Annotated in this window: 27 protein-coding genes; 20 read left to right on the top strand and 7 right to left on the bottom strand. The window is 37.0% G+C overall.

The window, feature by feature from the left end:
- Nucleotides 1-96 precede the first annotated feature (96 nt).
- Entirely contained in the window at nucleotides 97-1374 is a 1278-nt protein-coding gene (locus tag A3SG_RS0107165) for a replication-associated recombination protein A (protein WP_016989343.1), read from the bottom strand.
- A gap of 256 nt (nucleotides 1375-1630) precedes the next feature.
- Here A3SG_RS0107165 and A3SG_RS0107160 point away from each other — a divergent pair, with 256 nt between their 5' ends.
- Nucleotides 1631-2410, top strand: a complete 780-nt coding sequence (locus A3SG_RS0107160) for a rhomboid family intramembrane serine protease (protein ID WP_016989342.1) — start codon at nucleotides 1631-1633, stop codon at nucleotides 2408-2410.
- Nucleotides 2411-2693: 283 nt separating this feature from the next.
- Here A3SG_RS0107160 and A3SG_RS0107155 read toward each other — a convergent pair whose 3' ends face one another.
- The 6 genes from A3SG_RS0107155 to A3SG_RS0107125 form a co-directional block, all read right to left on the bottom strand.
- Nucleotides 2694-4334 carry a RagB/SusD family nutrient uptake outer membrane protein gene (locus A3SG_RS0107155; protein ID WP_016989341.1) on the bottom strand — a complete coding sequence of 547 codons (1641 nt, stop codon included), beginning with the start codon at nucleotides 4332-4334 and terminating at the stop codon, nucleotides 2694-2696.
- A 17-nt stretch (nucleotides 4335-4351) separates the two neighbouring features.
- Nucleotides 4352-7414: a SusC/RagA family TonB-linked outer membrane protein gene (locus A3SG_RS0107150; RefSeq protein WP_016989340.1), complete on the bottom strand. Its 3063-nt coding sequence runs from the start codon at nucleotides 7412-7414 to the stop codon at nucleotides 4352-4354.
- A 413-nt stretch (nucleotides 7415-7827) separates the two neighbouring features.
- Nucleotides 7828-8562 (bottom strand): 23S rRNA (guanosine(2251)-2'-O)-methyltransferase RlmB, encoded by a 735-nt coding sequence (gene rlmB, locus A3SG_RS0107145; RefSeq protein WP_016989339.1) that lies wholly within the window; start codon nucleotides 8560-8562, stop codon nucleotides 7828-7830.
- 441 nt (nucleotides 8563-9003) lie between these two features.
- Nucleotides 9004-10440 carry a SusD/RagB family nutrient-binding outer membrane lipoprotein gene (locus A3SG_RS0107135; protein ID WP_016989337.1) on the bottom strand — a complete coding sequence of 479 codons (1437 nt, stop codon included), beginning with the start codon at nucleotides 10438-10440 and terminating at the stop codon, nucleotides 9004-9006.
- Between the two features lie 11 nt (nucleotides 10441-10451).
- Nucleotides 10452-13709 carry a SusC/RagA family TonB-linked outer membrane protein gene (locus A3SG_RS0107130; protein ID WP_016989336.1) on the bottom strand — a complete coding sequence of 1086 codons (3258 nt, stop codon included), beginning with the start codon at nucleotides 13707-13709 and terminating at the stop codon, nucleotides 10452-10454.
- Nucleotides 13710-13831: 122 nt separating this feature from the next.
- A complete protein-coding gene (locus tag A3SG_RS0107125) occupies nucleotides 13832-15505 on the bottom strand; it encodes a hypothetical protein (RefSeq protein ID WP_016989335.1) in 1674 nt (557 codons plus the stop codon).
- 271 nt (nucleotides 15506-15776) lie between these two features.
- On the opposite strand from A3SG_RS0107125, the gene rpsL reads away from it, so the two are divergent.
- The 19 genes from rpsL to rpsH all read left to right on the top strand — a co-directional run bounded on the left by rpsL (nucleotide 15777) and on the right by rpsH (nucleotide 26102).
- Nucleotides 15777-16160: a 30S ribosomal protein S12 gene (rpsL, locus tag A3SG_RS0107120; RefSeq protein ID WP_022828353.1), complete on the top strand. Its 384-nt coding sequence runs from the start codon at nucleotides 15777-15779 to the stop codon at nucleotides 16158-16160.
- Between the two features lie 72 nt (nucleotides 16161-16232).
- Nucleotides 16233-16709, top strand: a complete 477-nt coding sequence (rpsG, locus tag A3SG_RS0107115) for a 30S ribosomal protein S7 (RefSeq protein ID WP_016989333.1) — start codon at nucleotides 16233-16235, stop codon at nucleotides 16707-16709.
- A gap of 10 nt (nucleotides 16710-16719) precedes the next feature.
- Nucleotides 16720-18876, top strand: a complete 2157-nt coding sequence (gene fusA / locus A3SG_RS0107110) for an elongation factor G (RefSeq protein ID WP_016989332.1) — start codon at nucleotides 16720-16722, stop codon at nucleotides 18874-18876.
- Between the two features lie 11 nt (nucleotides 18877-18887).
- Nucleotides 18888-19193: a 30S ribosomal protein S10 gene (rpsJ, locus tag A3SG_RS0107105; RefSeq protein WP_011963470.1), complete on the top strand. Its 306-nt coding sequence runs from the start codon at nucleotides 18888-18890 to the stop codon at nucleotides 19191-19193.
- Nucleotides 19194-19346: 153 nt separating this feature from the next.
- Complete coding sequence (gene rplC, locus A3SG_RS0107100; RefSeq protein WP_016989331.1) at nucleotides 19347-19964, top strand: 50S ribosomal protein L3; 618 nt, start codon at nucleotides 19347-19349, stop codon at nucleotides 19962-19964.
- A complete protein-coding gene (rplD, locus tag A3SG_RS0107095) occupies nucleotides 19964-20593 on the top strand; it encodes a 50S ribosomal protein L4 (RefSeq protein WP_016989330.1) in 630 nt (209 codons plus the stop codon). The genes rplC and rplD overlap by 1 nt, the downstream gene beginning before the upstream one ends.
- A gap of 6 nt (nucleotides 20594-20599) precedes the next feature.
- Entirely contained in the window at nucleotides 20600-20890 is a 291-nt protein-coding gene (gene rplW, locus A3SG_RS0107090; RefSeq protein ID WP_016989329.1) for a 50S ribosomal protein L23, read from the top strand.
- Between the two features lie 9 nt (nucleotides 20891-20899).
- On the top strand, nucleotides 20900-21724 hold the full coding sequence (rplB, locus tag A3SG_RS0107085) for a 50S ribosomal protein L2 (RefSeq protein ID WP_016989328.1): 825 nt from the start codon (nucleotides 20900-20902) through the stop codon (nucleotides 21722-21724).
- Between the two features lie 7 nt (nucleotides 21725-21731).
- On the top strand, nucleotides 21732-22010 hold the full coding sequence (rpsS, locus tag A3SG_RS0107080) for a 30S ribosomal protein S19 (protein WP_016989327.1): 279 nt from the start codon (nucleotides 21732-21734) through the stop codon (nucleotides 22008-22010).
- A 6-nt stretch (nucleotides 22011-22016) separates the two neighbouring features.
- Nucleotides 22017-22427 (top strand): 50S ribosomal protein L22, encoded by a 411-nt coding sequence (gene rplV, locus A3SG_RS0107075; protein ID WP_007136561.1) that lies wholly within the window; start codon nucleotides 22017-22019, stop codon nucleotides 22425-22427.
- Between the two features lie 5 nt (nucleotides 22428-22432).
- Nucleotides 22433-23182, top strand: coding sequence for a 30S ribosomal protein S3 (gene rpsC / locus A3SG_RS0107070; RefSeq protein ID WP_016989326.1), 750 nt, complete (start codon nucleotides 22433-22435; stop codon nucleotides 23180-23182).
- Between the two features lie 18 nt (nucleotides 23183-23200).
- Nucleotides 23201-23626: a 50S ribosomal protein L16 gene (rplP, locus tag A3SG_RS0107065; RefSeq protein WP_016989325.1), complete on the top strand. Its 426-nt coding sequence runs from the start codon at nucleotides 23201-23203 to the stop codon at nucleotides 23624-23626.
- 13 nt (nucleotides 23627-23639) lie between these two features.
- Nucleotides 23640-23837, top strand: coding sequence for a 50S ribosomal protein L29 (rpmC, locus tag A3SG_RS0107060; RefSeq protein WP_016989324.1), 198 nt, complete (start codon nucleotides 23640-23642; stop codon nucleotides 23835-23837).
- 11 nt (nucleotides 23838-23848) lie between these two features.
- Nucleotides 23849-24109, top strand: a complete 261-nt coding sequence (gene rpsQ, locus A3SG_RS0107055) for a 30S ribosomal protein S17 (protein ID WP_016989323.1) — start codon at nucleotides 23849-23851, stop codon at nucleotides 24107-24109.
- Nucleotides 24110-24111: 2 nt separating this feature from the next.
- On the top strand, nucleotides 24112-24480 hold the full coding sequence (rplN, locus tag A3SG_RS0107050) for a 50S ribosomal protein L14 (RefSeq protein WP_016989322.1): 369 nt from the start codon (nucleotides 24112-24114) through the stop codon (nucleotides 24478-24480).
- Between the two features lie 11 nt (nucleotides 24481-24491).
- Nucleotides 24492-24806, top strand: coding sequence for a 50S ribosomal protein L24 (gene rplX / locus A3SG_RS0107045; RefSeq protein ID WP_016989321.1), 315 nt, complete (start codon nucleotides 24492-24494; stop codon nucleotides 24804-24806).
- A 2-nt stretch (nucleotides 24807-24808) separates the two neighbouring features.
- Nucleotides 24809-25360: a 50S ribosomal protein L5 gene (gene rplE / locus A3SG_RS0107040; RefSeq protein ID WP_016989320.1), complete on the top strand. Its 552-nt coding sequence runs from the start codon at nucleotides 24809-24811 to the stop codon at nucleotides 25358-25360.
- 3 nt (nucleotides 25361-25363) lie between these two features.
- The gene (gene rpsN / locus A3SG_RS0107035) at nucleotides 25364-25633 is read left to right on the top strand and encodes a 30S ribosomal protein S14 (protein WP_016989319.1); all 270 of its coding nucleotides are present in this window, start codon (nucleotides 25364-25366) and stop codon (nucleotides 25631-25633) included.
- A gap of 70 nt (nucleotides 25634-25703) precedes the next feature.
- Entirely contained in the window at nucleotides 25704-26102 is a 399-nt protein-coding gene (rpsH, locus tag A3SG_RS0107030) for a 30S ribosomal protein S8 (RefSeq protein WP_016989318.1), read from the top strand.
- Nucleotides 26103-26104 lie beyond the last annotated feature (2 nt).

Here is a 26104-nt window from a genome sequence, read left to right as displayed (position 1 = left end):
TTCTTTTATTTATAGGGAACATCTCTATAGGACCTTTGCTTTTTTCTAATACCAAACGAATTTATGTTTTAATCCAAATCGGGTTGGTACAGTTCTTTAATAGCCATACTTATCTTTCCAACGGTTTTTCAAAAAGTCTCTTGTCGTATTTTCTCTGGAATTGTTTCCGGGAACATAGAACGCTGTATTTTTGACTTCATCAGGCAAAAATTCTTGGTCGGCAAAATTGTTGGCAAAATCATGGGAGTATTTATATTCGTCGCCATATCCTAATTCTTTCATTAATTTGGTAGGCGCATTACGTAAATGGATAGGAATGGGTAAGTCACCAGTTTGTTTTACTAGTTGCTGCGCTGTGCCAATGGCTAAATAGGAAGCATTGCTTTTAGGAGAGGTAGCAAGATAAATAGCACATTGGCTTAATATGATTCTGCTTTCAGGATATCCAATTGTTGTAACCGCCTGAAACGTATTGTTGGCCATTATAAAAGCAGTAGGGTTTGCGTTTCCAATATCTTCACTCGATAGAATAAGCATGCGTCTGGCTATAAATTTCACGTCTTCTCCGCCTTCAATCATTCTTGCTAGCCAATAAATAGCCCCATTTGGGTCGCTGCCACGAATCGATTTTATAAAAGCCGAAACGATGTCATAATGCTGTTCGCCACTTTTGTCATATAGAACGGTGTTTTGTTGCACCAGTTCAAAAACCCTGTCATTGGTAATGATAATTTCGCTATCAGCAGACGCGTTTACGACTAGTTCAAAAATATTCAACAGTTTACGCCCATCACCACCAGAAAGTCGTAATAGCGCCTCTGTTTCTCTTAATTCAATATTTTTGGAGGCTAAAAAAACATCTGTTTTCAAAGCGCGTTGTAATAAGGACTCTAAATCATTCTTTGTGAAAGCGTTCAAGACATAAACTTGACAACGGGATAATAAAGCAGGGATAACTTCAAAACTGGGGTTTTCTGTTGTGGCTCCTATTAACGTGATCCATCCTTTTTCAACGGCCGCTAATAAGGAGTCCTGTTGTGATTTGCTGAAGCGATGAATTTCATCTATGAATAAAATGAGATTTTTAGTGGTGAATAGACCGCCGCTTTGTTTCGCTTTTTCGATGACTTCCCTGATGTCTTTAACCCCTGAATTGATGGCGCTTAAAATATAAAAAGGTCGTTTTGATTCCTGAGCGATTATTTGCGCCAAGGTGGTTTTACCCGTTCCCGGCGGTCCCCACAAGATTAGAGAAGGGATAATCCCTTTTGCTATTTGTTGTGTCAAAGAGCCGTTTGGTCCCACAAGGTGAGACTGACTTATATAGTCTTCTAATTTCTGTGGACGTATTCGTTCTGCTAATGGTGCTTCCATTTTGTAAAATTACTGTTTTTATTTGTAGCTATTCTAGCGCTACACTATATCTTTTTTTTCGGTTGCTTTGTAATTGGCAAAGAAACAAAAGGATGCCGTTGCTCTCGACGGTATGGCACTGGGCTACTTGTTGATTCACGCGGTTTAGCAACGAGTATATTTCATTTATGGATTGGAAGCTTTATTATCTGACAAAATAGCATTAAATTGCTTTTGGATATATTTTTGAATTAAGCCATAAAATTAAAATACCAAAATGGACAATCATTTTAAATTTACTAATTCTGTTGTTGGAGTACCACTCTTTTTTGTGCTTTTCCTTTGGTTTGTTTATTGGATGGAAATTCGGTTTGGTTTTGATTTTGATAAAAACGGAATTTTTCCGCGAACATTTTCCGGTTTGCAAGGTGTCGTTTTTAGTCCTTTCATCCATTCAGATTTGCAGCATCTTTATAATAATTCGATGCCCTTATTAGTGTTGTTAGCTGCTTTGCAGTTTTTTTACGCAAAACAGTCCTATGCTGTTATAGGGTATGGGATTTTGTTTTCAGGTATTTTGACTTGGTTGATTGGTAGGTCAAGTTATCATATCGGAGCCAGTGGCTTGGTCTATGTTTTAGTATCCTTTATTTTTGTTAAAGGAATATTGACGCGATATTATCGTCTGGTTGCCTTATCGCTTGCCGTGATAATGCTGTATGGAGGGATCCTGTGGTATGCGTTTCCAAAAGTGGATGACACCATTTCTTGGGAAGGGCATTTTGCGGGGTTGATCGCTGGAGTGGTACTGTCTTTGGTGTATAAAACACCGGAATATAAAAAGCCAATCAAATACGATTGGGAAAGACCTGATTTTAACTTTGCAGAGGATAAGTTTATGCAACGTTTTGACGAGGATGGGAATTTCGTCAATTTAGTTATTGAGGAAGAGGAGAGTTCCAAAGAGCCTGGTGGAATTCAAGTATATTTCACCTCTGATTCTAAAGTAGCTTATACCATTGTGTCAAATAATGAAGAGGAGCCAAACGTTGAATAGTAAAGTAACAATAGGTGTAAAAAAAAGAACCATCACTCGTGATAGTGATGGTTCTTTCGGTATAAAAGAGTACTAATTCTATTAATTAAGAGCGGCTTTGTCAATCACCGCACTGGGAATGGTTTAAGCGTATCTGGATTAACATTAATTTCTACCTTACGTTATGAAAATTATTGCGATGTTCCAGGAGCACTTTTTTAGTGTGGTTGGAGCTGGATTGTTAGCTCCGCCAAAATAAGTATACCGATACTAATAATAAATATAGTATTATCAGTTTTTAAGATTAATATCCAGGATTTTGTTGCGCTTTTAATGTCGGGTTAGAATCCACTTCTAATTGAGGTATTGGCCACAAAAACTTAAAGTTATCATATGCAATAGTATTTACGCTCAATGCACCTGTGTAAGGAGTTCCTAAGGCATATGCCGTTAATGCAGTTGCTGCACTTGAAAAACCTCCATTAGCCACTTTAGCGGGAACACCACTTATTGGGAAAATTGGATCATTTTGTAATCTGGAAATGTCTCCCCATCTGCGGCCTTCCATTATGAACTCAATTCTTCTTTCAGATAGGATCGCTCTCAACAAATCGACATTTGTTGCAAAATTTGAAGCTTTATAAGATTGCGTCAAAGGAGTAGCTAATGATCGATCTCTTACGGAGTTTAATCGTGCTAAACCATTTACTACATCACTATTTCTTGCATAAGCTTCAGCCATATTTAAGGCAACTTCAGCATATCTAATCACTGGAGCGGCATCTGTTTTATTCGCACCATCTTTATACTTTTTAGTGAATTTAGTGTTTGGAAAATAAGCTGTTGTACCAGTTACTACCATCACACCTTCAGCTCTTCTTTTATCATCAGATAACCAACTTGGATTTCTCCAGATTATTGGGCTAATAGCCACTAATCCACGTCCGTTTGATGTAGCAGGAAGAGGCGGGTGGTACATGTTTGCTAAAGCAGCATTCACACCAGCATTATTAACTGCACTATGTGATAGGGAGAAAATAGACTCTGTGTTGGAAAGATTACTTGCAAAAGGAGTGTCTGGATTTGCAGTCATTGAATATAAACCGTTCAATTTGACACCTTCATCTATTACTTTATTCCAGTTACGCATTTGCAGGTATACTCTTGTTTTATAAGCGATAGCTGCTTCTTTGGATATTCTATCAATTCTAGCAGTTGCGGCTCTTGCACTTTTAGGGAAAAGTAATGCTTCAGCGTCATTTAAATCTTTTAAAATTTTAGTGTAACATTCAGCAACAGTATTTCTTCCCTGTGCCATACTCAAATCAATGTTGACTTGCGTATTGTTCGGGATTTCTCTGTACGGAACACCTAAGTTTGCACCATTGTTATCTTGAAATGGTTTTGCATAAAAGATTAGTAATTCATTGTGAGTAATCGCTCTGAAGAATTTAGCTTGACCAATATAATCATCAGCTATAGCCTGGGTTATCACTCCTGTTTTTGCTGCATTTTCAACACCTTCAATTACGATGTTTGTTCTGTTTATCAATCGGTAACCATCTGCCCAATAATAGGTGTTATTTGCTGTTGTTGGATCGTAAGTACCTGTGTAGGTCAGTTGGTAAAAAGTGGCTAAATTAAGAGCGTCTTCACCTCTATTGTCGCCTTGTTGAACAAAAGCAGCTCCGAATATGTATCCCCTTCCACTAGTACCGGTAGCAGGACCGTTGTAGGCGCCTATTGCAGCCCCATTGTACATACCAGTTACGGATAAATCTATAAGTGCCGGCGTGGTGAAAGCTGCAGTTTCTGAGATGCTATTAAAAGGAGCTAAATCTATTATTTTTTCTTCTTCACATGAGGTAAGGAAGAACGATGCTAATAAAAGTGAAGCAAATAATTTTGTGCCCCAGGTATTTATTGTTTTATTTTTATTTTTCATTTTGTTTATTTATTAAATTAGAAACCAACATTTAGTCCTAGAGTAAATATTCGAGATCTTGGCGTACCATTATAATCTATACCTCTAATTTCCATTTCAGGATCAAGACCGCTGTATTTAGTAATTACTAATAAATTTTGGCCTTGAACGTAAAGTCTAAATTTATCAACACCAATTTTTTGTGTTATTGTTTTTGCTAAACTGTATCCCAAAGTGATGTTGTCCAATTTAATAAAATCAGCGTCTTCTAGGAAACGAGTAGAAGCTTGGTTGATATTAATAAATGTTTCTCTATCGTCTCTTAATCTTGGAGTCCAGCCATCACCAGGATTAGCTGCGTTTTGCCATCTACCCAAAATTTCTGTAGAGTTGTTGTTAAAGTTTTGAGCTAAACCTTCTCGTCTTGTAGCATTAAAGATTTTATTACCTCCACTAAAACGGAACATGAATGTTAAATCTAAATTTTTATATGTCATGTTGTTTATTAGTCCTCCAAAGTATTTTGGTAATACATTACCAAGTACTCTTTTGTCAGAAGAGCTCAATGAAGATGCTACTGAGATATCTGTAGGGTTATTTGGATCATAAACTCTATACGCTTGAGTGTCTATGTTTCCCTGCACTAAGGTACCGTCTGCTTTGAAGTAAATTGGGTTACCATTAGAAGCATTGACTCCAAAATATTTGTATCCATATAAAGAAAAAGGAGATTCACCTTCACGTAATAAATTATCGCCATTCAAAATATCTTGTCCCTTCACTAAAGTTACAACTTCACTTTTAGCAAATGAAATATTAGCATTTATGTTCCATTTAAAGTTAGCGCTAGTAACAGCATTAAAGTCTACTGACAATTCGTGACCAGTATTTTTTATAGCTCCAATATTTTTTGCGATCGAGTTACCAGGAACTCCCAATGAAAGTGGTTGTGGTACATCTAAGATCAAACCGTTTTGATTATTAATGTAATAATCGTAAGTAAATCGTAAACGATTGTTGAACAAGCTCAAATCAGCACCGTAATCAGTTTTGATGGAAGTTTCCCATTGTAACTGATCGTTACCTGCCTGTGAGTAAGCTATCCCATTATAATCAGCATATTTTGCGTTGTTGTATAACCCTAATGAAGGATAATTGCCAATATCTGTATTTCCTACTTCAGCATATGAAGCTCGTAATTTAAATTCTGATACAACATTTTCAATTGATTGCATGAAGGATTCATTGCTAACGGTCCAACCTCCTGAAACACCCGGGAAAGTCCCCCATTTGTTAGCTGATGGCAAAGCCGAAAGTCCATCTTTACGGATAGATCCTTGAATATAGTACTTTTCTTTGTAGTTGTACGTCAATCTACCAGCATATGATAAAATTCCGTTTTCAGATAGAGATCCTTCAGAAAAGGGCGTAGTATAGGAACCGCTTATCACGTTCTGGTTGAAAAAAGTAGATGATAGCCCATTACCACCACCCATGAAACGATTCACTCTTTGTTGTTGTGCTTCGTAAATTGCTGTTGCGCCTAGGTTGTGCACGCCCGCAAATGTTTTGTTATACGACAATACATTTTGGATATTCCAACGTGTTAAATTGGTAAAATCATTTCTAATTAATCCCGCTACACCGGCACCATCGCCATTTATGGGGTTGAGATATTGAAATCCTTCCGTTCCAATTGCATCAACGGCAGCTTGTGTTTTAAAAGATAGAGAGGGAGTGATTTTTGCATTGGCATAAACACTAACTAAAGATCTGTCAATTTTAGATCTTAAAATGTTGTTGTCTAATACATACCTAATGTTTGGTAAATTATTGGCAATAACTGAAAAGTTTTGTCCTTGTCCAACAGAAGCTCCGATGATATTATACCCGGTAGGGTTAGTCGCGTCAAAAACAGCAGTGTTTGGCAATTGACGCATTGCGTTAAACATTAATCCCGATAAGCTATTTGTACCCACGTTTAAGCCGTCATTCTGAGTTCTGGAGATAGCAATGTTAGTACCTATGTTCAACCAGCTTTTTACTTTCTGATCTACATTAGCACGTACGTTGTATTTAATTTGTTCGTTTGCTATTGCTACACCTTCTTGTTTATTATATCCCATGGAGAAATAATAGTTAGTTTTATCTGTAGAACCGGATAAGGAAAGATTATGGTCTATCTGCAATGCGCTTGAACGAAGTACCGCCTTTTGCCAGTCCGTATCGTAAGTGTCACCGGCAGCCCAAAGCGCAGCGCCTCGATTGGTTCTTTTTTCATTTTGGATTGTAATGAAGTCTTTAGTTTTTAATAAACTGAGCGTTTTTATTGGTTCAAGTGCGCCCATATACGTATTGTAGTTCGCTATGAATCGTCCCCCTTTACCTCTTTTAGTGGTTATTAAAATTACACCATTAGCTGCTCTAGAGCCGTAAATAGCAGTAGCTGAACCATCTTTTAAAATTTCCATTGATTCGATATCCGCAGGGTTTATGTCCCCCAATGCATTTGTGTTCGCATACCCTCCTACATCTCCTGTAAAAATAGGTACTCCGTCCACAACAACTAATGGGTACGTTCCAGATGTAAGAGAACCAACTCCTCGAATACGAATTACAGGTGCTTGTCCTAAAACTCCAGAATTGGTAGTAACCTGTACACCAGCAGCTCTACCTGCTAATTGTGATTCAAAACTTGGAGCAGCAAGATTAGAGATAGCATTTCCTTTAACTTGGGAAATAGAACCTGTCACATCTTTTTTCTTTTGTGTTCCGTAACCAACAACTACGACTTCTTCTAGTGCTTGAGACGTACTTTTAAGTCTTACGTTAATAGTAGGAGAACCAGCTTTCAATTCTTGAGTTTCCGTCCCAATGTAACTAAATACTAAGCTTTGTGTGGTAGAAGCTTTGATAGCATATTTTCCGTCAAGATCTGTTTGGGTACCGTTTTGAGTGCCTCTTACAATAACACTTACTCCAGGTAGAGGTAGTCCTGAGTTGTCAGATACAGTACCACTCACGGTCCTATCCTGCGCAAAGGTGATTTGCGTAATTAATGCTAGTAGAAGCATCAAGATTCGATTAAACTTTGGTTTCATTTTTAGATAATTTGGATTAGTGTCGCAAATATCTTGTGGAAATGTTAATATTACTATAATGTAAAGTGTAGGATTTTATCAAATATTGTTATATATGTGACTAATGGTAAGCTTATGTCATTAACCTTGTTAAAAATTTATATATATCTGATTACACTGCCTTTACGATATTTACTCGCTCTTTTTTTTTATTGAAATAGAAATTAGTGATCAATAAATGAAGTCTGTAAGTTTCGTTTATCTTACTGTTTTAACAATATAATGTAGAATTGTTATAATAGTGGGGAGTCTTACGGAGTTTTTATTTGTAGAGGTTGCTAAATATAAAAGAAAAACGAATCAAGACTGGAGTCCTGATTCGTTTTAGAGACATTTATACCTGCTCCCGTTTTAAGGGAGTAGGGGTAATTGGATTATCTTCTTTGTCTTAGCGCTTCATATAAAAAAGCGCCACAAGCAACTGAAACATTTAAGGAGCCAATGGTTCCAAACATAGGCAGTTTCGCTTTTTCGTCAACAATTTTCAAAACTGATGGGTTGACACCGCGGTCTTCCGATCCCATAATAATGGCTACGGGCTCATTTAAAGAAACGTCATAAATAGTATTATCTGTTTTCTCTGTTGCAGCAATAGTCTTAATTCCGCTCGCTTGCAAAAGGAAGATGGCATCTTTGATATGCTCTACTTTACAAATGGGAATATTAAATACTGCTCCTGCTGATGTTTTTACGGTATCTCCATTTACTGGAGCGGAACCTGCTTTTTGTACTATTATTCCATTTACTCCGGTACACTCAGCGGTTCTGATGATAGCACCAAAATTACGGGCATCAGAAATTTGATCTAATATAAGGAATAACGGGGCTTTTCCATTTTCAACCACTGTTTCGATTAAGGTCTCTAAATCAAAAAAGGAAATAGGAGAGATGCTAGCGACCGCGCCTTGGTGGTTGTTAGGGGTTAATCTGTTTAATTTTTCTACAGGAACATAGGAGAAGTTTACATTAGCGCGCTTCATCACTTTCATTAAGTCTTTCATCAATTCGCTACTCGCTTCCTTTTGAATATAAACTTTGTCTACTGTTGTGCCGGCTTGAATCGCTTCGATTATTGCTCTAATCCCAAATATTTGATGTTCTTTTTCCATGGTGCAAAGATATAAAAAAAAACCACCAGCTTTCGATGATGGTTTTAATAATATTGAGGGTAGTTCCAGAATTGAGCTTAAATCGCTTTTAGGCTAGAATGCCTGGATATTTTATGTCGCCTTTACATGTAATTATTATTGGTTACAAATGGTTGAAAGGTAAATAGTTGTTCAGTAGTAAAATGAATTAGCTAATTAGCTTATATTTCACTCCAATAGGTTAAGGTATAATTGCCGTGTAATATGAAATTACTCCGATGTAATTGGACTAAACTGGTTTTACAATCGGTATAAATTTTTGGCGAGGTGGGGGATTTCTACTGTCTTTACTCTGCTGCTTTTTTTAGTATATCAGTTAATGATAGTGGTGGTGATGCGGTGACAATAAAAAAGGCTGCCCTATGGGCAGCCTTCAATGCATTAAAATCGAACAGTATTTTCTTAGTTTTTATCCCAGAATAGTTTTGTAGTTTGTTCGTCACCACCTATAGCTGTAGAAGCTGCAGAATAGTTAGTTTTGTTTAAGTTTTGTTCGCTAATTGGATATGTCAATCTGGTTGGAACAGGAAGTCCAGATCCAGCAGGTAAGTTAAAACCGGGGATGTCATAAGTTCTCCAGGCAGTCCATGCTTCATAACCTCTGTTGTACATAGCCAACCAAAGTTGATTTCCAATCTTTACTTGCCATGTTCCTGGCGCTGTAGCGTAAGCTACTTTAGGATTAAGTAAGTAAGTTGCAGCACCAGTTACTCCCCAATAGTCAAATGAAGCAGTAACACCTTTATTATAGAATCCAGCTGCTGATGCAGGAGTTCCTGATATAGAGCGTTCAGCGGCGTCGGCTAAATAGAAATTAACTTCTGCATAATCCATTAAAGACGCTGGAAGAGTGGGCTCTAATAACTTATCTCCTACGTGTGTGTAAGTGGCGTAAGGATTGTTTTCACCGTAAGGTCCACCTACGTACACTCCCGCACCTAAATTTTGATCAAAGTACATTGATCTTCTTGGATCATTGAGGTTGTTCATGAAATCCACTAAAGTGTTTGCGATAACAAAATCAGATCGTCCAGACTGCACTAAGTCCTCCCACAATGGGTTAGTGTTTGGTGGGGCGCTTTCATATTTCAAAGCGGCATTATCTGCATTTGAAGTGAAGACACCACCACTGATTGCAGTTGTAATTGCTGATTGTGCTTTAGCGGACATTGCGGGAACGTCTGCAATACGGATACCCATTCTTAATTTTAATGAGTTACCAAATTTTTTCCAATTAGCAGTGTTTCCACTATATATTGGATCTGAAGCACCAAAGCCGCTATCAGTTAAATTTGGTATTGCAGCATTTAAACGGGTAAGTAGGTCTGAATAAACGGTAGCTGCGTCATCGTAGGCAGGTAAAACATAAGTACCTGGATTCAACGATTGAGAATAAGGAACGTCTCCAAATGTCTCCACTAAGTTAGCCCAAGCGTAAACACTTAATATCTCGATTTGAGCATTTCTTGTGCTTTTAGTCGCTGCAGATAATTTAGTACTTGCATCAGTATTCTCTTTTGCAGTAGATAAATCCAGAATTACATCTCTGTATAGTTCAGACCAATGTGCATTGGTGATGTTACGTGTATTGAAGTCATAATTGGCTTCATCTACATACGTTGTTTCCGTCCAGTGTTGTCCTAACAATCTAAAAACGTTAGTGTTTACATTGGTACTTGTCATTTGACTCACTAAGCTTTTTGTTGCACTGTTGAATAGAAACGCTGCATCAACTTGAGTCGGATTCTTTGGGTCTCTATTGAGGTTCTCATATGCGTCATCAGATTGACACGATACTAAAGCAAGAATAGATAACGCTGTTAATATTATTTTTTTCATAATGTAATTTTTTAAAACTGTAATTTAAGACTTGCTCCAATTTCTCTAATAGAAGGGTAAGCACCAGATTGGTAACCTTGAACATTTCCAGAACTTAAACCAGCTTCAGGGTCTGCATACGGAGTATTTTTGTCGATAATCCATAAGTTTCTGCCAATGATAGAAAGCGAAGCAGTAGTGAAAGGTAATCTGTCTAATACTGGAGCACCAAAGTTGTAAGTTAAACTTGCTTCACGCAATTTAATATACCCAGCATCATAAACGTGTAGTTTATTAGGAGCTCTTGCGTAACCCCATGGGTTTAAATATGTACCAGCATTTCCTCTAACGGTATTTTTTGTACCATCAGGAGCAACACCATCTAAGATAATACCACCAGAATTAGCTCCGTAGTTTCCAGGAGTTCCTGTAACTATATCTCTTACTGGGTTTCCTAGTTCATTATTAGCAGCAGAAAAGTCATACATACCTGTTGCATACCCATACCATGTATCAAGAGAAAAAACATCTCCCCCTTTTTGCATGTCCAGTAAGAAACTTAAATTTAAGTTTTTGTAAGTGATGCTGTTGTTAAGACCGGCTTTCCAGTCTGCGTTGATATCACCAATTACACTGTTATTTTCACCTGTTCTCTGGTAAGTACCAATTCTACTTGCCGATCCTGTTTGGTTAACGATAGGTTGACCATTAGCAGCATAAATATAATCACTACCTCTGATTGTTCCGTAAGGTTGACCTGGAGTTGCGTTGATAGAAATTCCACCTTGTAAACCGGCTAATTGTAAGTTTTCAATTCCATTTAACAGTTCAACAACTAAACTTTTATTTTGTGTCCAGTTAAGGTTTAGATCCCATCTGAAATCAGCAGTTTTAAATGGAGTAGCGTTAAATTGTACTTCTACACCTTTGTTTTCGATAGTTCCAGCATTCAATAAAGCGGAACCGTATCCAGTTGATGTAGATAAGGGAATAGCTGTAATCTGGTTGATGTTTTGGTTGTTGTAGTACGATACGTCAAAACCAACGCGTCTGTTTAAAAAAGACATTTCTAATCCAAATTCATAACTTTCTTGTCTCTCAGGTAAAAGATTCAAATTAGCTTGAGCACCCGGATTCGATGCGATACCAGTTCCGTTAAACGGAGTTCCTATATTAAATGTATTAAATACATTGTAAGGATCTGTAGCACTACCAACTTCAGCGTAATTTGCTCTTGCCTTACCAAATGACAGCCATGGAGCATCAATTAGGTTAGAGAACACTAAACTTCCAGAGACAGAGAAATAATCAAATCTGTTGTTGTCTTTTGGTAATGTAGAAGAACGGTCAGATCGGTATGAACCTTCTAAGAAAGCATAACCATCATAACCTAAACTTGCTCTAATATACTCACCGTCTACTAACTGATTAGCGTCGTATTCTAGTGGAGCATTAATAGGGGTTACACTATTAGAAAGAGAATACAAGCTTCTCAAATTTAAACCACCGTTAGTTCTCGCAGAGATACTGTTCGCAATATTGTTTCTTAAGTTGAAACCAATATTTCCTTCTAGGTTTAGTTTTTCAGTTAAATCTTTATTGAAATTTAACATTGCATCGTAATTGAATTCAGACACATTGCTGTTACGTCTTGAATACGATGATACGTCAGAACTTCCAACATTGATTCTTTCCTCTTGTAGTTCGCTGTAAGTATCAAAAGAGAATCTTACCATAGCACTTAACCAGTCATTGATTTTGTTGTCTAAAGCGACATTACCAAAATATCTTGATCTTGTATCCGTCTCATAATTTTCGTAGAAAGTCCAGTATGGATTGTCTGAATAGATTGGTTTTAGATTATCAGGACCATTAGGGTTCCAAGTAATATTGTCACCAGTGGTAAGATAAGCATCTTTTTGTGCACCAAAATCAACATTCATTTGATTCCATTGTCTAAATTGTTGCATGATGTTACCGGCAGAATAACCAGTACCATTTCTACCTCTACCGTCCGCTTTTACAAAATTGAAACTAGCAGAAGCAGTTAATTTATCAGAAAGATCTTGCGATGCTGAAAAAGTGATTGTATTTCTCTTAATATTACTGTTTGGTAAGTTACCTTCAGCTAGTAAGTTGGTAAAACCTAATCTAAATGAGCTAGTGTCTGTACCCCCGTCTAAGGAGACAGAGTTAACCGCCGTGCTGCTTGTACCCCACACTGAATTTGGATTATTCTTACCCGCTACCCAAGGAGTCGCTTTCTGGTACGTATCTGTTAATTGCGGATAAATAGAGTTCCATTGGTAAACTAATAAACTTGGGTCAAATGCAGCACCGTACGAAGCATCCTCAGTAAAAGGTGTCGTTAAATCATCAACACCATCGCCATTGATATCAGCTAAATTGAAGTATCCGTCAGCAGAATCATAGTAAGGACCATAACCTGCTCCGTATTTATTTTGATATTTAGGTAAAGTGGATGAGTCAGCATTTCCTAAAGTTAAACTTGATGATATGGTTACACCAAGACCTTTTCTGTTTCTACCTTTTTTCATAACAATCATTACAACACCATTAGAAGCACGAGAACCGTAAAGTGCGGTTGCAGCAGCTCCTTTAAGTACGTTAATAGACTCAATGTCATCAGGATTGATGTCAGACGCAGCATTACCGTAGTCATATCCACCTCTACCAGATTGCTGGTTTGCACCGTTTGAGTTACCGTTATCAATTGGCACGCCATCAACAACAAATAAAGCTTGGTTGTTACCGGCGATTGAGCTATTACCTCTAATAACTACCTGAGTAGATCCACCGAAATTCCCCGATGATTTAATATCTAAACCTGCAATTTTACCAGAAAGGGAGTTCACAAAATTGGCACTTTTCACGTCAGATACTTCGTCACCACTTACTTGTTGTGTTGCATATCCAAGTGCTTTTTTCTCTCTTTTAATACCTAAAGCAGTTACTACAACTCCTTCAAGTTCGAATGCATCTCCAATCATTGTAACATTTACAGATGTTGAAGAAGCCGCCATTGATTGGGTTTTCATCCCAATGTAGCTAAATGTTAAAATTTGACTTGGAGTAGCTCTTATTGCATATTTCCCGTCAAAATCAGTGTTTGTACCAGATTTTGTTCCTTTAACTAACACACTAACGCCTGGTATAGGCATTCCTGCATTGTCAGAAACAACACCTGTCACAACTCTCTCTTGCGCAAAAGTTAGTTGCGCCATCAGCACTACTAGTAGTACTAAGATTCCATTGAACTTTAGTTTCATTTTTAATTATTTTGAATTAGTGTTACAAAACTCTTAATAATTTGTTAACTATCCTAATAAAATAAATGGTTTTTTTCTTCGTAACTTAGAATTTAACGTTGTAGCTTAGGTGAATGATTGTGTTAGAAAATTTTATTTTTTCTATTTCTTGAACTTCCGTTTGCCATTGATATTTTAAGTAATCCAGCTTTAGTTTGAGCGCCAAGTCCAATCCCAATTCCCAGTAAATTATTTTTTTTATCTCCAGTTGCGATTGCAGCAGGGCCCTCTAGCCTACAGTAATCAAGAATGGTGTGGAAATATAGACTGGGCGAAACGACATATCGATACTCGGTAAGGATGGAAGTCATGAAGTTAGCGGTTAAACTATTTTCGATAAATCCTCTAATAGAGTTTATTCCCCCAAAACGATACAATTCATTCGTGAAATAGTTAGAACTGTGCAGGTAATAATTTTGTGTCTTTATATTAACATTATTTTTGCTGTTCAAGTTGAAAGTAAGTATTGCCTGTAATTCTAAAAAAAACTGTTTGTTTTTTTTAGAATTCTCTGCTTGATTTTGCATTTCTCTGTTTCCTGAGCCTGTTTTGAGCAGAAGTGTTGATTGTTTTAAAAATAGAGAGTTGGTGTAGTCGTAATACGAATAGTCCAAATTTGCTGTGACAAAGGAATTAGTGTAGTCGCTGATCATCGAGCTTCCGGCGTTCTGTATATCGCTTGACACCGTTGATTGGTATCCGAGATAGATTCGGGTATCGTAATTTACAAAATAGCTGATGTCGATTGCCGTTTTGGTGTTTTGAAACGTACTATCTTGTTTGAAGATGTTCAATTCTCCTTTTAAGCCGATGGGACTTGTAAATAGATAGGGTAATTCTAAAGAGGTTTTAAATGTTCTTTGTCCATTTCCGTCGGTTTTCCAATAGAGAGAAAATTGTTCACCAACATGCAAGGTGTTTTGTAAACTGAGATCAAGGTAGCCGTTCAAAGTTAATTTTTTGTTTTCGTTATTGCTGAATCCAATGAAGCCGTCAAAAGTGTTTGACTTTCTTTTCTGTAGATACACGTAAACTTTGGTGCTGTCCTCTGTAAAAAGAACTTCAGGATACTTTATTTGGTTTACAAATCCGAACTTTTCAAACTCACTATTTATTTTGCTTACGATGTCTTGATTAAAAACTTTGTTTTTGTATCTGCGACTGATTTGAGTAAGATGTCCCTTTGGAAAATTGTTTTGCTGCGAATCTTCGGAGTGCTTTATTACGATAGCATTTAGTTGTCTGCGGTTTTCTGATTCGAATTGCAATTCGGTAAAAAGTGTATTTCCTTTTTTTTGGATATTGGTCAGTTTAACTTTGGCCAGGGAGTAGCCTTCTTTTTCTAATTTTATTGTGTTTTGTTGTAAAAAATTTTCCACGTCGGCGTACTGGAGGAAAATACTGTCCTGCTTTATGTGGGTTGACAGTAATTTTGCAGTAGCTTTATTTTTACCGATATGTATGTGTACAAATTTTATTCTTGTGCCTAAGTGAAATTTCGCAATGTAAGTGGAGTCGTTTGCTTGATGGCGCTCCGTTACGGCGTTTTCAATATAGCCTAAATTTGATAGTCTCTGGGAGGTTGTTTCGATTTCTAAACGTAAAGAATTTAAGTTTTTGTGGCGCGGGGTGTAGTTTAGAGAATCGATTATTTTGTTTTCTGCTGAGGAAGTGGCGGTTAATTGCAATTCAAAATTTTGAGCGCCGCAATGTAAGCTAAGTATAAATAGTAAAATAGGAAGTATGAAATATTTCAATGAGTTTTAAGTTTTTATAAATGTACTGTAAATATCGAATGTTTAACATAAAAATCGAGCGGCTTGTGAATCAGCACAAAGGAGGCTTTGGTTGGGTGTTTGATTTATTAAGCTAATGGATAAGTAGGATTCTTTATTCCATTAGAGAACAAATGTTTACTCGAGATAAAAATTAATGAATTAACATTTGCAGAGTGAAAAATAATTTATACATTTGCAACCCCGTAAAAAGCGGGAATTTAATATACATAATAAATTTTTAGTATTAATTATGCCAACAATTCAACAATTAGTAAGAACAGGAAGAACTCAGATGACTAAGAAGAGTAAATCGGTTGCTTTAGATTCTTGTCCTCAAAGAAGAGGGGTTTGTACGCGTGTTTACACTACTACACCAAAAAAACCAAACTCTGCAATGCGTAAAGTAGCGCGTGTACGTTTGACAAATGGTAATGAAGTAAATGCATACATCCCTGGTGAAGGACACAATTTACAAGAGCACTCGATAGTATTAGTTAGGGGTGGAAGGGTAAAAGATTTACCAGGAGTTAGATATCACATCGTTCGTGGTGCACTTGATACGTCAGGAGTAGCAGGAAGAACGCAAAGAAGATCTAAGTATGGTGCTAAACGCCCAAAAGAAGCAAAAAAGTAATTTAAAATGTTATTCTTTCGCAACATGATTTATTGTGATGCCAAAGTAGTAGCGTTTTATTAAAAAAAAGACATGAGAAAAAGAGCGGCAAAGAAAAGACCACTTTTACCAGATCCAAGGTTTAACGACCAATTGGTAACACGTTTTGTGAACAACTTAATGTGGGACGGTAAGAAATCAACAGCTTTTAAAGTTTTTTATGATGCAATTGACATTATAGAGGCTAAAAAGCAAGATGCAGAAAAACCATCATTAGACATTTGGAAAGATGCTTTAGCAAACGTTATGCCTCACGTAGAAGTACGTAGTCGTAGAGTAGGTGGAGCTACGTTTCAAATTCCAATGCAAATTAGACCAGACAGAAAGATTTCTATGGCGATGAAGTGGTTGATACTTTATTCAAGAAGAAGAAATGAAAAGTCTATGGCGCAAAGGTTAGCTTCGGAATGTTTGGCTGCGGCTAAAGAAGAAGGAGCTGCTGTTAAGAAAAGAATGGATACGCACAAGATGGCAGAAGCTAATAAGGCATTCTCTCACTTTAGATTTTAATTCATAAGAAATGGCTAGAGATTTAAAATATACAAGAAATATTGGAATTGCTGCTCACATTGATGCTGGTAAAACAACAACAACGGAGCGTATTCTTTTTTATACTGGTAAGTCACATAAAATTGGTGAGGTGCACGATGGTGCTGCGACAATGGACTGGATGGCTCAGGAGCAAGAAAGAGGTATTACAATTACATCTGCAGCGACAACTTGTTCTTGGAATTTTCCAATGAGACAGGGTGAAGCGTTGCCAGAGACATTGCCATATCACTTTAATATTATTGATACCCCAGGACACGTTGATTTTACTGTAGAGGTGAATCGTTCATTACGTGTGCTTGATGGGTTAGTTTTCTTGTTTAGTGCTGTAGATGGTGTTGAGCCACAATCAGAAACAAACTGGAGATTAGCAGATCAATATAAGGTACCACGTATTGGGTTCGTGAATAAAATGGATCGTCAAGGTTCTGACTTTTTGATGGTTTGTCAACAAGTTAGAGACATGCTAAAATCAAATGCTGTTGCAATCACTTTGCCAATTGGTGAAGAAAATGATTTCAAAGGTATTGTGGATTTAGTAAAAAACGAGGCTATTGTATGGCATGATGAAACACAAGGGGCGACTTTTGATGTTGTGGCTATTCCTGAGGAAATGCTTGATGAAGTGAAGGAATACAGATCTATTCTTATTGAGGCAGTTGCTGATTATGATGAAAATTTGTTGGAAAAATTCATGGAAGATGAAAACTCTATTACAGAGGAAGAAATCAATAAAGCATTAAGAGCTGCTGTTATGGATATGGCTATCATTCCTATGATTGCTGGTTCTTCTTTTAAAAATAAAGGCGTTCAATTCATGTTAGACGCAGTATGTAAATACTTGCCTTCTCCAGTAGATAAAGATAGCATTGAAGGAATTCATCCTGATGATGCTGATTTATTGGAAGAAGATCAAACTAAAATAATGCGTAAGCCAGATGTTAAGGAGCCATTCGCTGCTTTAGCATTTAAAATTGCTACAGATCCTTTCGTAGGACGTTTAGCTTTTTTCCGTGCCTATTCAGGACGTTTAGATGCAGGTTCTTATGTATTGAATACACGTTCAGGAAATAAAGAAAGAATTTCAAGAATATACCAAATGCACGCTAACAAGCAAAACCCAATCGATTTTATCGAAGCAGGAGATATTGGAGCGGCAGTAGGATTTAAAGATATTAAAACTGGAGATACATTGTGTGATGAAAAACACCCAATTATCCTAGAAAGTATGAAATTCCCTGCACCGGTAATTGGTATTGCAATTGAGCCTAAAACTAAAGCAGACGTTGATAAAATGGGTATGGCTTTGGCTAAATTAGCAGAAGAGGATCCAACGTTTACGGTTAGGACAGATGAGTCATCAGGACAAACTATTATCTCAGGGATGGGTGAGCTTCACTTAGACATCTTAGTTGATAGAATGCGTCGTGAATTCAAAGTTGAAGTAAACCAAGGTGAGCCTCAAGTTGAGTACAAAGAAGCTTTTACCAAGTCTGCCGTTCATAGAGAAACATACAAAAAGCAATCAGGTGGTCGTGGTAAATTCGGTGATATCGTGTTTAAATTAGAGCCAGCTGATGAAGTGGAAGGAAAAGTTCCAAAAGGATTACAATTTGTTAATGCTGTAAAAGGTGGTAACGTTCCTAAGGAATATATCCCATCTGTAGAGAAAGGTTTTAGAGAAGCTATGAAAACGGGTCCTTTGGCTGGTTATCAAGTGGATAGTTTGAAAGTAACTTTAACTGACGGATCTTTTCACCCTGTCGATTCTGATGCACTCTCTTTTGAGTTAGCGGCAAGAATGGGGTACAGAGAAGTTGCTAAAGCTGCAGGTGCTGTTATTCTTGAGCCAATCATGAAAATGGAAGTTATTACACCAGAAGAAAACATGGGAGATATCGTAGGTGATATCAATCGTCGTAGAGGTCAGGTTAATGACATGGGTGATAGAGCGGGTGCTAAAACAATTAAGGCTGATGTGCCATTATCAGAAATGTTCGGTTATGTTACAACATTAAGAACGCTTTCATCTGGTAGAGCAACATCTACTATGGAATTTTCACATTACGCGGAAACTCCTTCTAATATTTCAGAAGCAGTAATTAAAAAAGCAAAAGGAAACGCTTAATCTTTAAGAAAATGAGTCAAAAAATCAGAATAAAACTAAAATCTTACGATCATATGTTGGTAGACAAGTCTGCTGAGAAGATTGTAAAAACGGTGAAGAGTACCGGTGCAGTGGTAACAGGACCAATTCCATTACCAACTCACAAAAAACTTTTTACAGTGCTACGTTCTCCGCACGTTAACAAAAAGGCGAGAGAGCAATTTGAAGTAATGTCATACAAGAGATTGATTGACATTTACTCCTCTTCCTCTAAAACTATTGATGCTTTAATGAAATTAGAATTGCCTAGTGGAGTTGAAGTAGAGATCAAAGTTTAAGGATTTTCTTAAGAGTAAAAAGGGCACTTTGTTTAAGTGGAAGTTTTTTTTGGATTGTGTGTAAATAAGTTATACTTTTGCACCACTTTAAAAATAAGGTCCACTTAAATGATGTGTTCTATTTTTATATTTAATAATTAATAATTAATATTTATGTCTGGGTTAATTGGTAGAAAAATCGGCATGACTAGTATTTTCGATGAAAACGGGAAGAATATTCCTTGTACAGTAATTGAAGCTGGTCCTTGTGTTGTTACCCAAGTCAGAACCATTGGTGTTGACGGGTACGAAGCGTTGCAACTGGGTTTCGATGACAAAAACGAGAAACATTCCACAAAAGCGGCTTTAGGTCACTTTAAAAAAGCGGGAACTGTAGCTAAGAAAAAAGTCGTTGAATTTCAGAATTTTGCAACAGAACAAAAACTGGGAGATCTTATAGATGTCACTATGTTTTCAGAAGGAGAATTTGTAGATGTACAAGGTGTATCGAAAGGTAAAGGTTTTCAGGGGGTTGTGAAACGTCACGGTTTTGGTGGTGTTGGTCAAGCAACTCACGGTCAACATAACCGTTTAAGAGCACCAGGTTCTGTAGGGGCTTCTTCTTATCCATCTAGAGTATTCAAAGGAATGCGTATGGCTGGAAGAATGGGAGGAGAAAATGTAAACGTTCAAAACCTTAGAGTTTTAAAAGTAGTGGCTGAAAAGAACCTACTTGTTATAAAAGGATGCGTTCCTGGATGTAACAACTCTTATGTAATCATTCACAAGTAATGGAAGTAAAAGTAGTAGATTTCAACGGAAAAGATACTGGAAGAAAGGTTGAACTTTCTGATGCAGTATTCGCAATTGAACCAAATAATCACGCAGTATACCTTGATGTTAAGCAGTATTTAGCGAATCAACGACAAGGGACGCACAAAGCAAAAGAGAGAGCTGAAGTAGCGGGAAGTACACGTAAGATTAAAAAACAAAAAGGAACTGGAACTGCTCGTGCGGGTAGTGCAAAGAATCCATTGTTTAAAGGTGGTGGTAGAGTTTTTGGGCCAAGACCAAGAAGTTATTCATTCAAATTGAATAAAAACTTGAAACGTTTGGCAAGAAAATCTGCTTTCTCAATTAAAGCAAAAGAGGCGAATATAATCGTTCTTGAAGACTTCGATTTTGAAACGCCAAGCACTAAAAATTTCATTAATGTTTTGAAAGCTTTAGAGTTAGATAATAAAAAGTCTCTGTTTGTGTTGGGCAATACGAATAAAAATGTATATTTGTCCTCACGTAATTTAAAGGTTTCTAGCGTGGTAAGTAGTTTAGAATTAAGCACTTACGCTATTCTGAATGCTAATAACTTAGTTCTTTTAGAGAGTTCTTTGGAGATAATTGAAGAAAATTTAAGTAAATAATAGGATATGAGCATCATAATTAAACCTATAGTAACGGAAAAAGTAACCAAAGAAAGTGAAGTTTTAAACCGCTTCGGGTTCGTTGTTGACAGGAAAGCAAATAAAGTGCAAATTAAGAAGGCTGTTGAAGCTGCTTATGGTGTGACTATTTTGAGTGTCAATACAATGAACGTAAGACCGGATAGAACTACAAAATACACTAAGAGTGGTTTAATCAGTGGAAAGACTAATGCAATTAAAAAAGCAATTGTTCAAGTACAAGAAGGAGAAACAATTGATTTTTACAACAATATCTAAGATAGAAAAATGTCAGTAAGAAAATTAAAACCTATTACCCCAGGTCAGCGATTTAGAGTTGTGAATGGTTATGACGCCATTACAACTGATAAGCCGGAACGCTCTTTGATAGCGCCGATAAAAAACTCTGGTGGTAGAAATAGTCAAGGAAAGATGACCATGCGTTATACGGGTGGTGGTCACAAGCAGAGATATCGTATCATTGATTTTAAAAGGACTAAGGAAGGAATTCCTGCGACAGTGAAATCAATTGAATATGATCCAAATCGTACTGCATTTATTGCATTGTTAGCGTATGCTGATGGTGAGAAAACATATGTTATTGCTCAAAACGGGTTGAAAGTAGGACAGAAATTACTTTCGGGACCAGAATCTCAGCCGGAAATTGGTAATACATTGCCGTTAAGCAGAATTCCATTAGGAACTGTTATTTCATGTATTGAGTTAAGACCAGGTCAAGGAGCAGTAATTGCTCGTTCTGCTGGAACATTTGCTCAGTTAATGGCAAGAGACGGGAAATATGCTACAATCAAAATGCCTTCAGGTGAAACAAGGTTAATCTTGTTAACTTGTGCTGCTACTATTGGAGCTGTTTCTAATTCAGACCACCAATTAGTTGTATCTGGTAAAGCAGGTAGAACAAGATGGTTAGGTAGAAGACCTAGAACAAGACCTGTTGCAATGAACCCTGTCGATCACCCAATGGGTGGTGGTGAAGGACGTTCTTCTGGTGGACATCCACGTTCAAGAAATGGAATACCAGCAAAAGGTTATAGAACTCGTTCTAAGAAAAACCCGAGTAACAAGTATATCGTAGAACGTAGAAAGAAATAATTAAGATATGGCACGTTCATTAAAAAAAGGACCTTTTGTTCATTATAAGTTAGACAAGAAAGTTCAAGAAAACATCGCAGGTGGAAATAAAGGAGTTGTAAAGACATGGTCTAGAGCTTCGATGATAACTCCAGACTTTGTTGGACAGACTATCGCAGTTCATAACGGTCGTCAATTTGTACCAGTTTACGTAACAGAAAACATGGTAGGTCACAAATTAGGAGAATTTTCACCAACTAGATCTTTTAGAGGTCATTCTGGTGCGAAAAATAAAGGTAAAAAATAAGAAGCAATGGGAGTTCGTAAAAGAGAAACAGCAGATGCGAGAAAAGAGGCTAATAAGTCTATAGCTTTCGCGAAATTGAATAACTGCCCTACTTCACCTAGAAAAATGCGCTTAGTAGCGGACTTGGTAAGAGGTCAGAAGGTAGAGAGAGCACTTAACATCTTAAGATTTAGTTCTAAAGAAGCTTCAAGAAAATTAGAGAAATTGGTTTTATCAGTTATTGCCAATTGGCAAGCTAAAAATCCTGATGCTAATATGGAAGAGGCTGGGTTATTTGTTAAAACGATTACAGTAGATGGTGGGATGATGTTGAAGAGACTTCGTCCAGCGCCACAGGGTCGTGCACACAGAATAAGAAAACGTTCCAATCACGTAACAATCGTGCTTGGATCTATTAATAACACACAAGCAATTTAATAAAGATGGGACAAAAGACAAATCCAATTGGAAATAGACTTGGTATCATCAGGGGATGGGACTCAAACTGGTATGGTGGAAATGATTATGGTGACAAACTTGCCGAAGATCATAAAATCAGAAAGTATATCCATGCTCGTTTATCAAAAGCTAGTGTATCAAAAGTAATCATCGAGAGAACTTTGAAACTTGTAACCGTTACTATCACTACAGCTAGACCTGGTATTATTATCGGAAAAGGTGGACAAGAGGTAGACAAGTTAAAAGAAGAACTTAAGAAAATTACAGACAAAGAGGTTCAAATCAACATCTTTGAAATCAAAAGACCTGAACTTGACGCGTATCTAGTTGCTACAAGCATCTGTCGTCAAATTGAAAGCAGAATTTCTTACAGACGTGCAATCAAAATGGCTATTGCTGCCTCTATGCGTATGAACGCTGAGGGTATCAAAGTTTTGATTTCTGGTCGTTTGAATGGAGCTGAGATGGCACGTTCAGAAGGTTTCAAAGACGGAAGAGTTCCTTTATCAACTTTCAGAGCCGATATCGATTATGCATTAGCTGAAGCACATACTACTTATGGTAGAATGGGTATCAAGGTGTGGATCATGAAAGGTGAAGTTTACGGAAAGAGAGATCTTTCTCCGCTTGCTGGAATGGACAAGAAACAATCTGGCGGAAAAGGTGGAGATGCTCCTCGTGGGAAATCTAACTTTAATAAAGGTGGAAAACCAGACGCTCGTAAAAGAAAGTAATTTTTAAATTAAAGAAAAATGTTACAGCCTAAAAGAACAAAATACCGAAAGGTACAAAAAGGTAAAATGAAGGGGAACTCTGGAAGAGGGCATGAACTTTCTAATGGAATGTTTGGTATTAAATCTGTACATGAAGATGGAATGTTCCTTACTTCTCGTCAAATTGAAGCTGCACGTATCGCTGCAACTCGTTTCATGAAAAGAGAGGGTCAATTATGGATCAAAATATTTCCAGACAAACCAATTACTAAGAAGCCTCTTGAGGTACGTATGGGTAAAGGTAAAGGTGCAGTTGAGTATTGGGCTGCCGTTGTTAAACCCGGAAGAATTATGTTTGAAGTTGGAGGAGTTCCTTTGTCAGTTGCAAAAGAGGCGTTACGTCTTGCGGCTCAAAAGCTTCCAGTAAAAACTAAGTTCGTAGTTGCTAGAGATTTCGAAGCATAATCTATATTATATTATGAAACAATCAGAAATAAAAGATCTTTCTGCAGCGGAGTTGCAAGAGAAGCTTAGTTTGACTAAGAAAACATACGCTGACCTAAAAATGGCTCACGCTTTATCACCAATTGAGAATCCACTTCAAATAAGAAGTGTAAGAAGAACTATTGCGAGATTGGCTACAGAGCTAACAAAAAGAGAGTTGCAATCATTGTAATCTGCCGAAAGATGGAAGAAAAAAGAAATTTAAGAAAAGAGAGAGTTGGTGTTGTTACTTCGGACAAGATGGATAAGTCTATCGTTGTTGCAGAGGTGCGTAAAGTAAAACACCCCCTATATGGTAAGTTCGTGTTGAAAACAAAGAAATACGTTGCGCACGACGAAACAAACGACTGTAACATTGGAGATACTGTAAGAATTAGCGAGACGCGTCCTTTAAGTAAATCGAAATGTTGGAGATTAGTTGAAATCCTAGAAAGAGCTAAATAATTATGGTACAACAAGAATCAAGACTAAAAGTAGCAGATAACACGGGAGCAAAAGAAGTTTTAACTATCCGTGTTTTAGGAGGTACCAAAAGAAGGTATGCCTCTGTTGGCGACAAGATTGTAGTTTCTATAAAGCATACTACTCCTAACGGAAGCGTTAAAAAAGGAGCTGTTTCAACTGCAGTTGTTGTACGTACCAGAAAAGAAGTGAGAAGAGCTGACGGATCATATATCAGATTTGATGACAACGCATGTGTGTTATTAAATGCTGCTGGTGAGATGAGGGGAACTCGTGTTTTTGGTCCGGTGGCAAGAGAACTTCGTGAAAAATCATTCATGAAAATTGTATCATTAGCACCTGAAGTGCTTTAATTCGTTTTAAGATGATAAAGCTAAAAATAAAAACAGGCGACATCGTAAGAGTAATTGCTGGAGACCATAAAGGTTCAGAAGGTAAAGTTTTGCGCGTTGACCGTGAGAAGAACAAAGCGATTGTTGAAGGTGTAAACATGGTTTCAAAACATACGAAACCAAGTGCAAAAAGCCCTCAAGGTGGTATTGTGAAAAAAGAAGCTGCTATTCAAATATCTAACATCTCTTTAATTGATCCGAAAACAAAGGAAACGACTAGAGTTGGAATTAGAGTTGAAGGAGATGCGAAAGTAAGATTTTCAAAAAAATCTAATCAAGTACTATAGTAATGGAGTATACACCTAGACTAAAAGAAGAATATAAGAACAGAGTAATTTCTGCTCTTAAAGAGGAGTACGGATACACAAACGTAATGCAAGTTCCAAAATTGGAAAAAATCGTTTTGAGCCGTGGAGTTGGAGCAGCAGTTTCAGATAAAAAATTAATTGACTACGCAGTTGATGAATTAACAAAGATAACTGGGCAAAAGGCGATATCTACAATTTCAAAGAAAGATGTTGCATCTTTCAAATTGAGAAAAGGAATGCCAATTGGTGCGAAAGTTACTCTACGTGGAGAAAGAATGTATGAGTTTTTAGATAGACTTATTACTTCTTCGTTACCACGTGTTAGAGATTTCAGTGGTATTAAAGCTACTGGTTTTGACGGAAGAGGAAACTATAACCTTGGTGTTTTAGAGCAAATCATTTTCCCAGAAATTGATATCGATAAGGTAAATAAAATATCAGGTATGGATATCTCTTTTGTAACTACTGCAAAAACAGATAAGGAAGCGAAGTCATTATTGACTGAATTAGGATTACCTTTTAAAAAGAATTAAGATATGGCTAAAGAATCAATGAAAGCCCGTGAGGTGAAGAGAGAAAAAACGGTAGCAAAGTATGCTGAGAAAAGAAAAGCTTTGTTAGAGGCTGGAGATTTCGTAGGTTTGCAGAAATTACCAAAGAACGCTTCACCGGTTCGTTTACATAACAGATGTAAGATAACAGGTAGACCTAGAGGTTACATGCGTCAATTTGGTGTTTCACGTGTCACATTTCGTGAATTAGCAAATAACGGATTGATACCAGGGGTTAAAAAAGCCAGTTGGTAAAAAAAGAATTTTAATTGGTTGTAGGTTCGACAGAAAATCTGAAGAAAACCATAACCGCAAATTAATACATATGTATACAGATCCTATTGCAGATTATTTAACAAGGGTTAGAAACGCTGTGGCCGCAAGCCATAAGGTTGTCGAAATTCCTGCATCTAATCTAAAAAAAGAAATCACTAAGATCTTATTTGATCAAGGTTATATCTTAAGTTACAAATTTGAAGACAACGCTGTTCAGGGTTCAATCAAGATTGCTTTGAAGTATGATAAAGATACTAAAGAGTCAGTAATAAGAGATATCCAAAGAATTAGTAAACCAGGTTTACGTAAATATTCAAGTTCTTCAACCATTCCAAGAATCCTTAACGGATTAGGTATTGCGATTGTTTCCACATCAAAAGGATTGATGACTGGAAAAAAAGCAAAACAATTGAATGTTGGTGGTGAAGTAATTTGTTACGTATACTAATA

The sequence above is a fragment of the Flavobacterium sp. ACAM 123 genome, assembly GCF_000264055.1.
In the GTDB taxonomy this organism is placed as follows: Bacteria; Bacteroidota; Bacteroidia; order Flavobacteriales; family Flavobacteriaceae; genus Flavobacterium.
The sequence above is the reverse complement of the archived record's forward strand: the minus strand, read 5'-3'. Positions and strand labels throughout refer to the sequence as shown.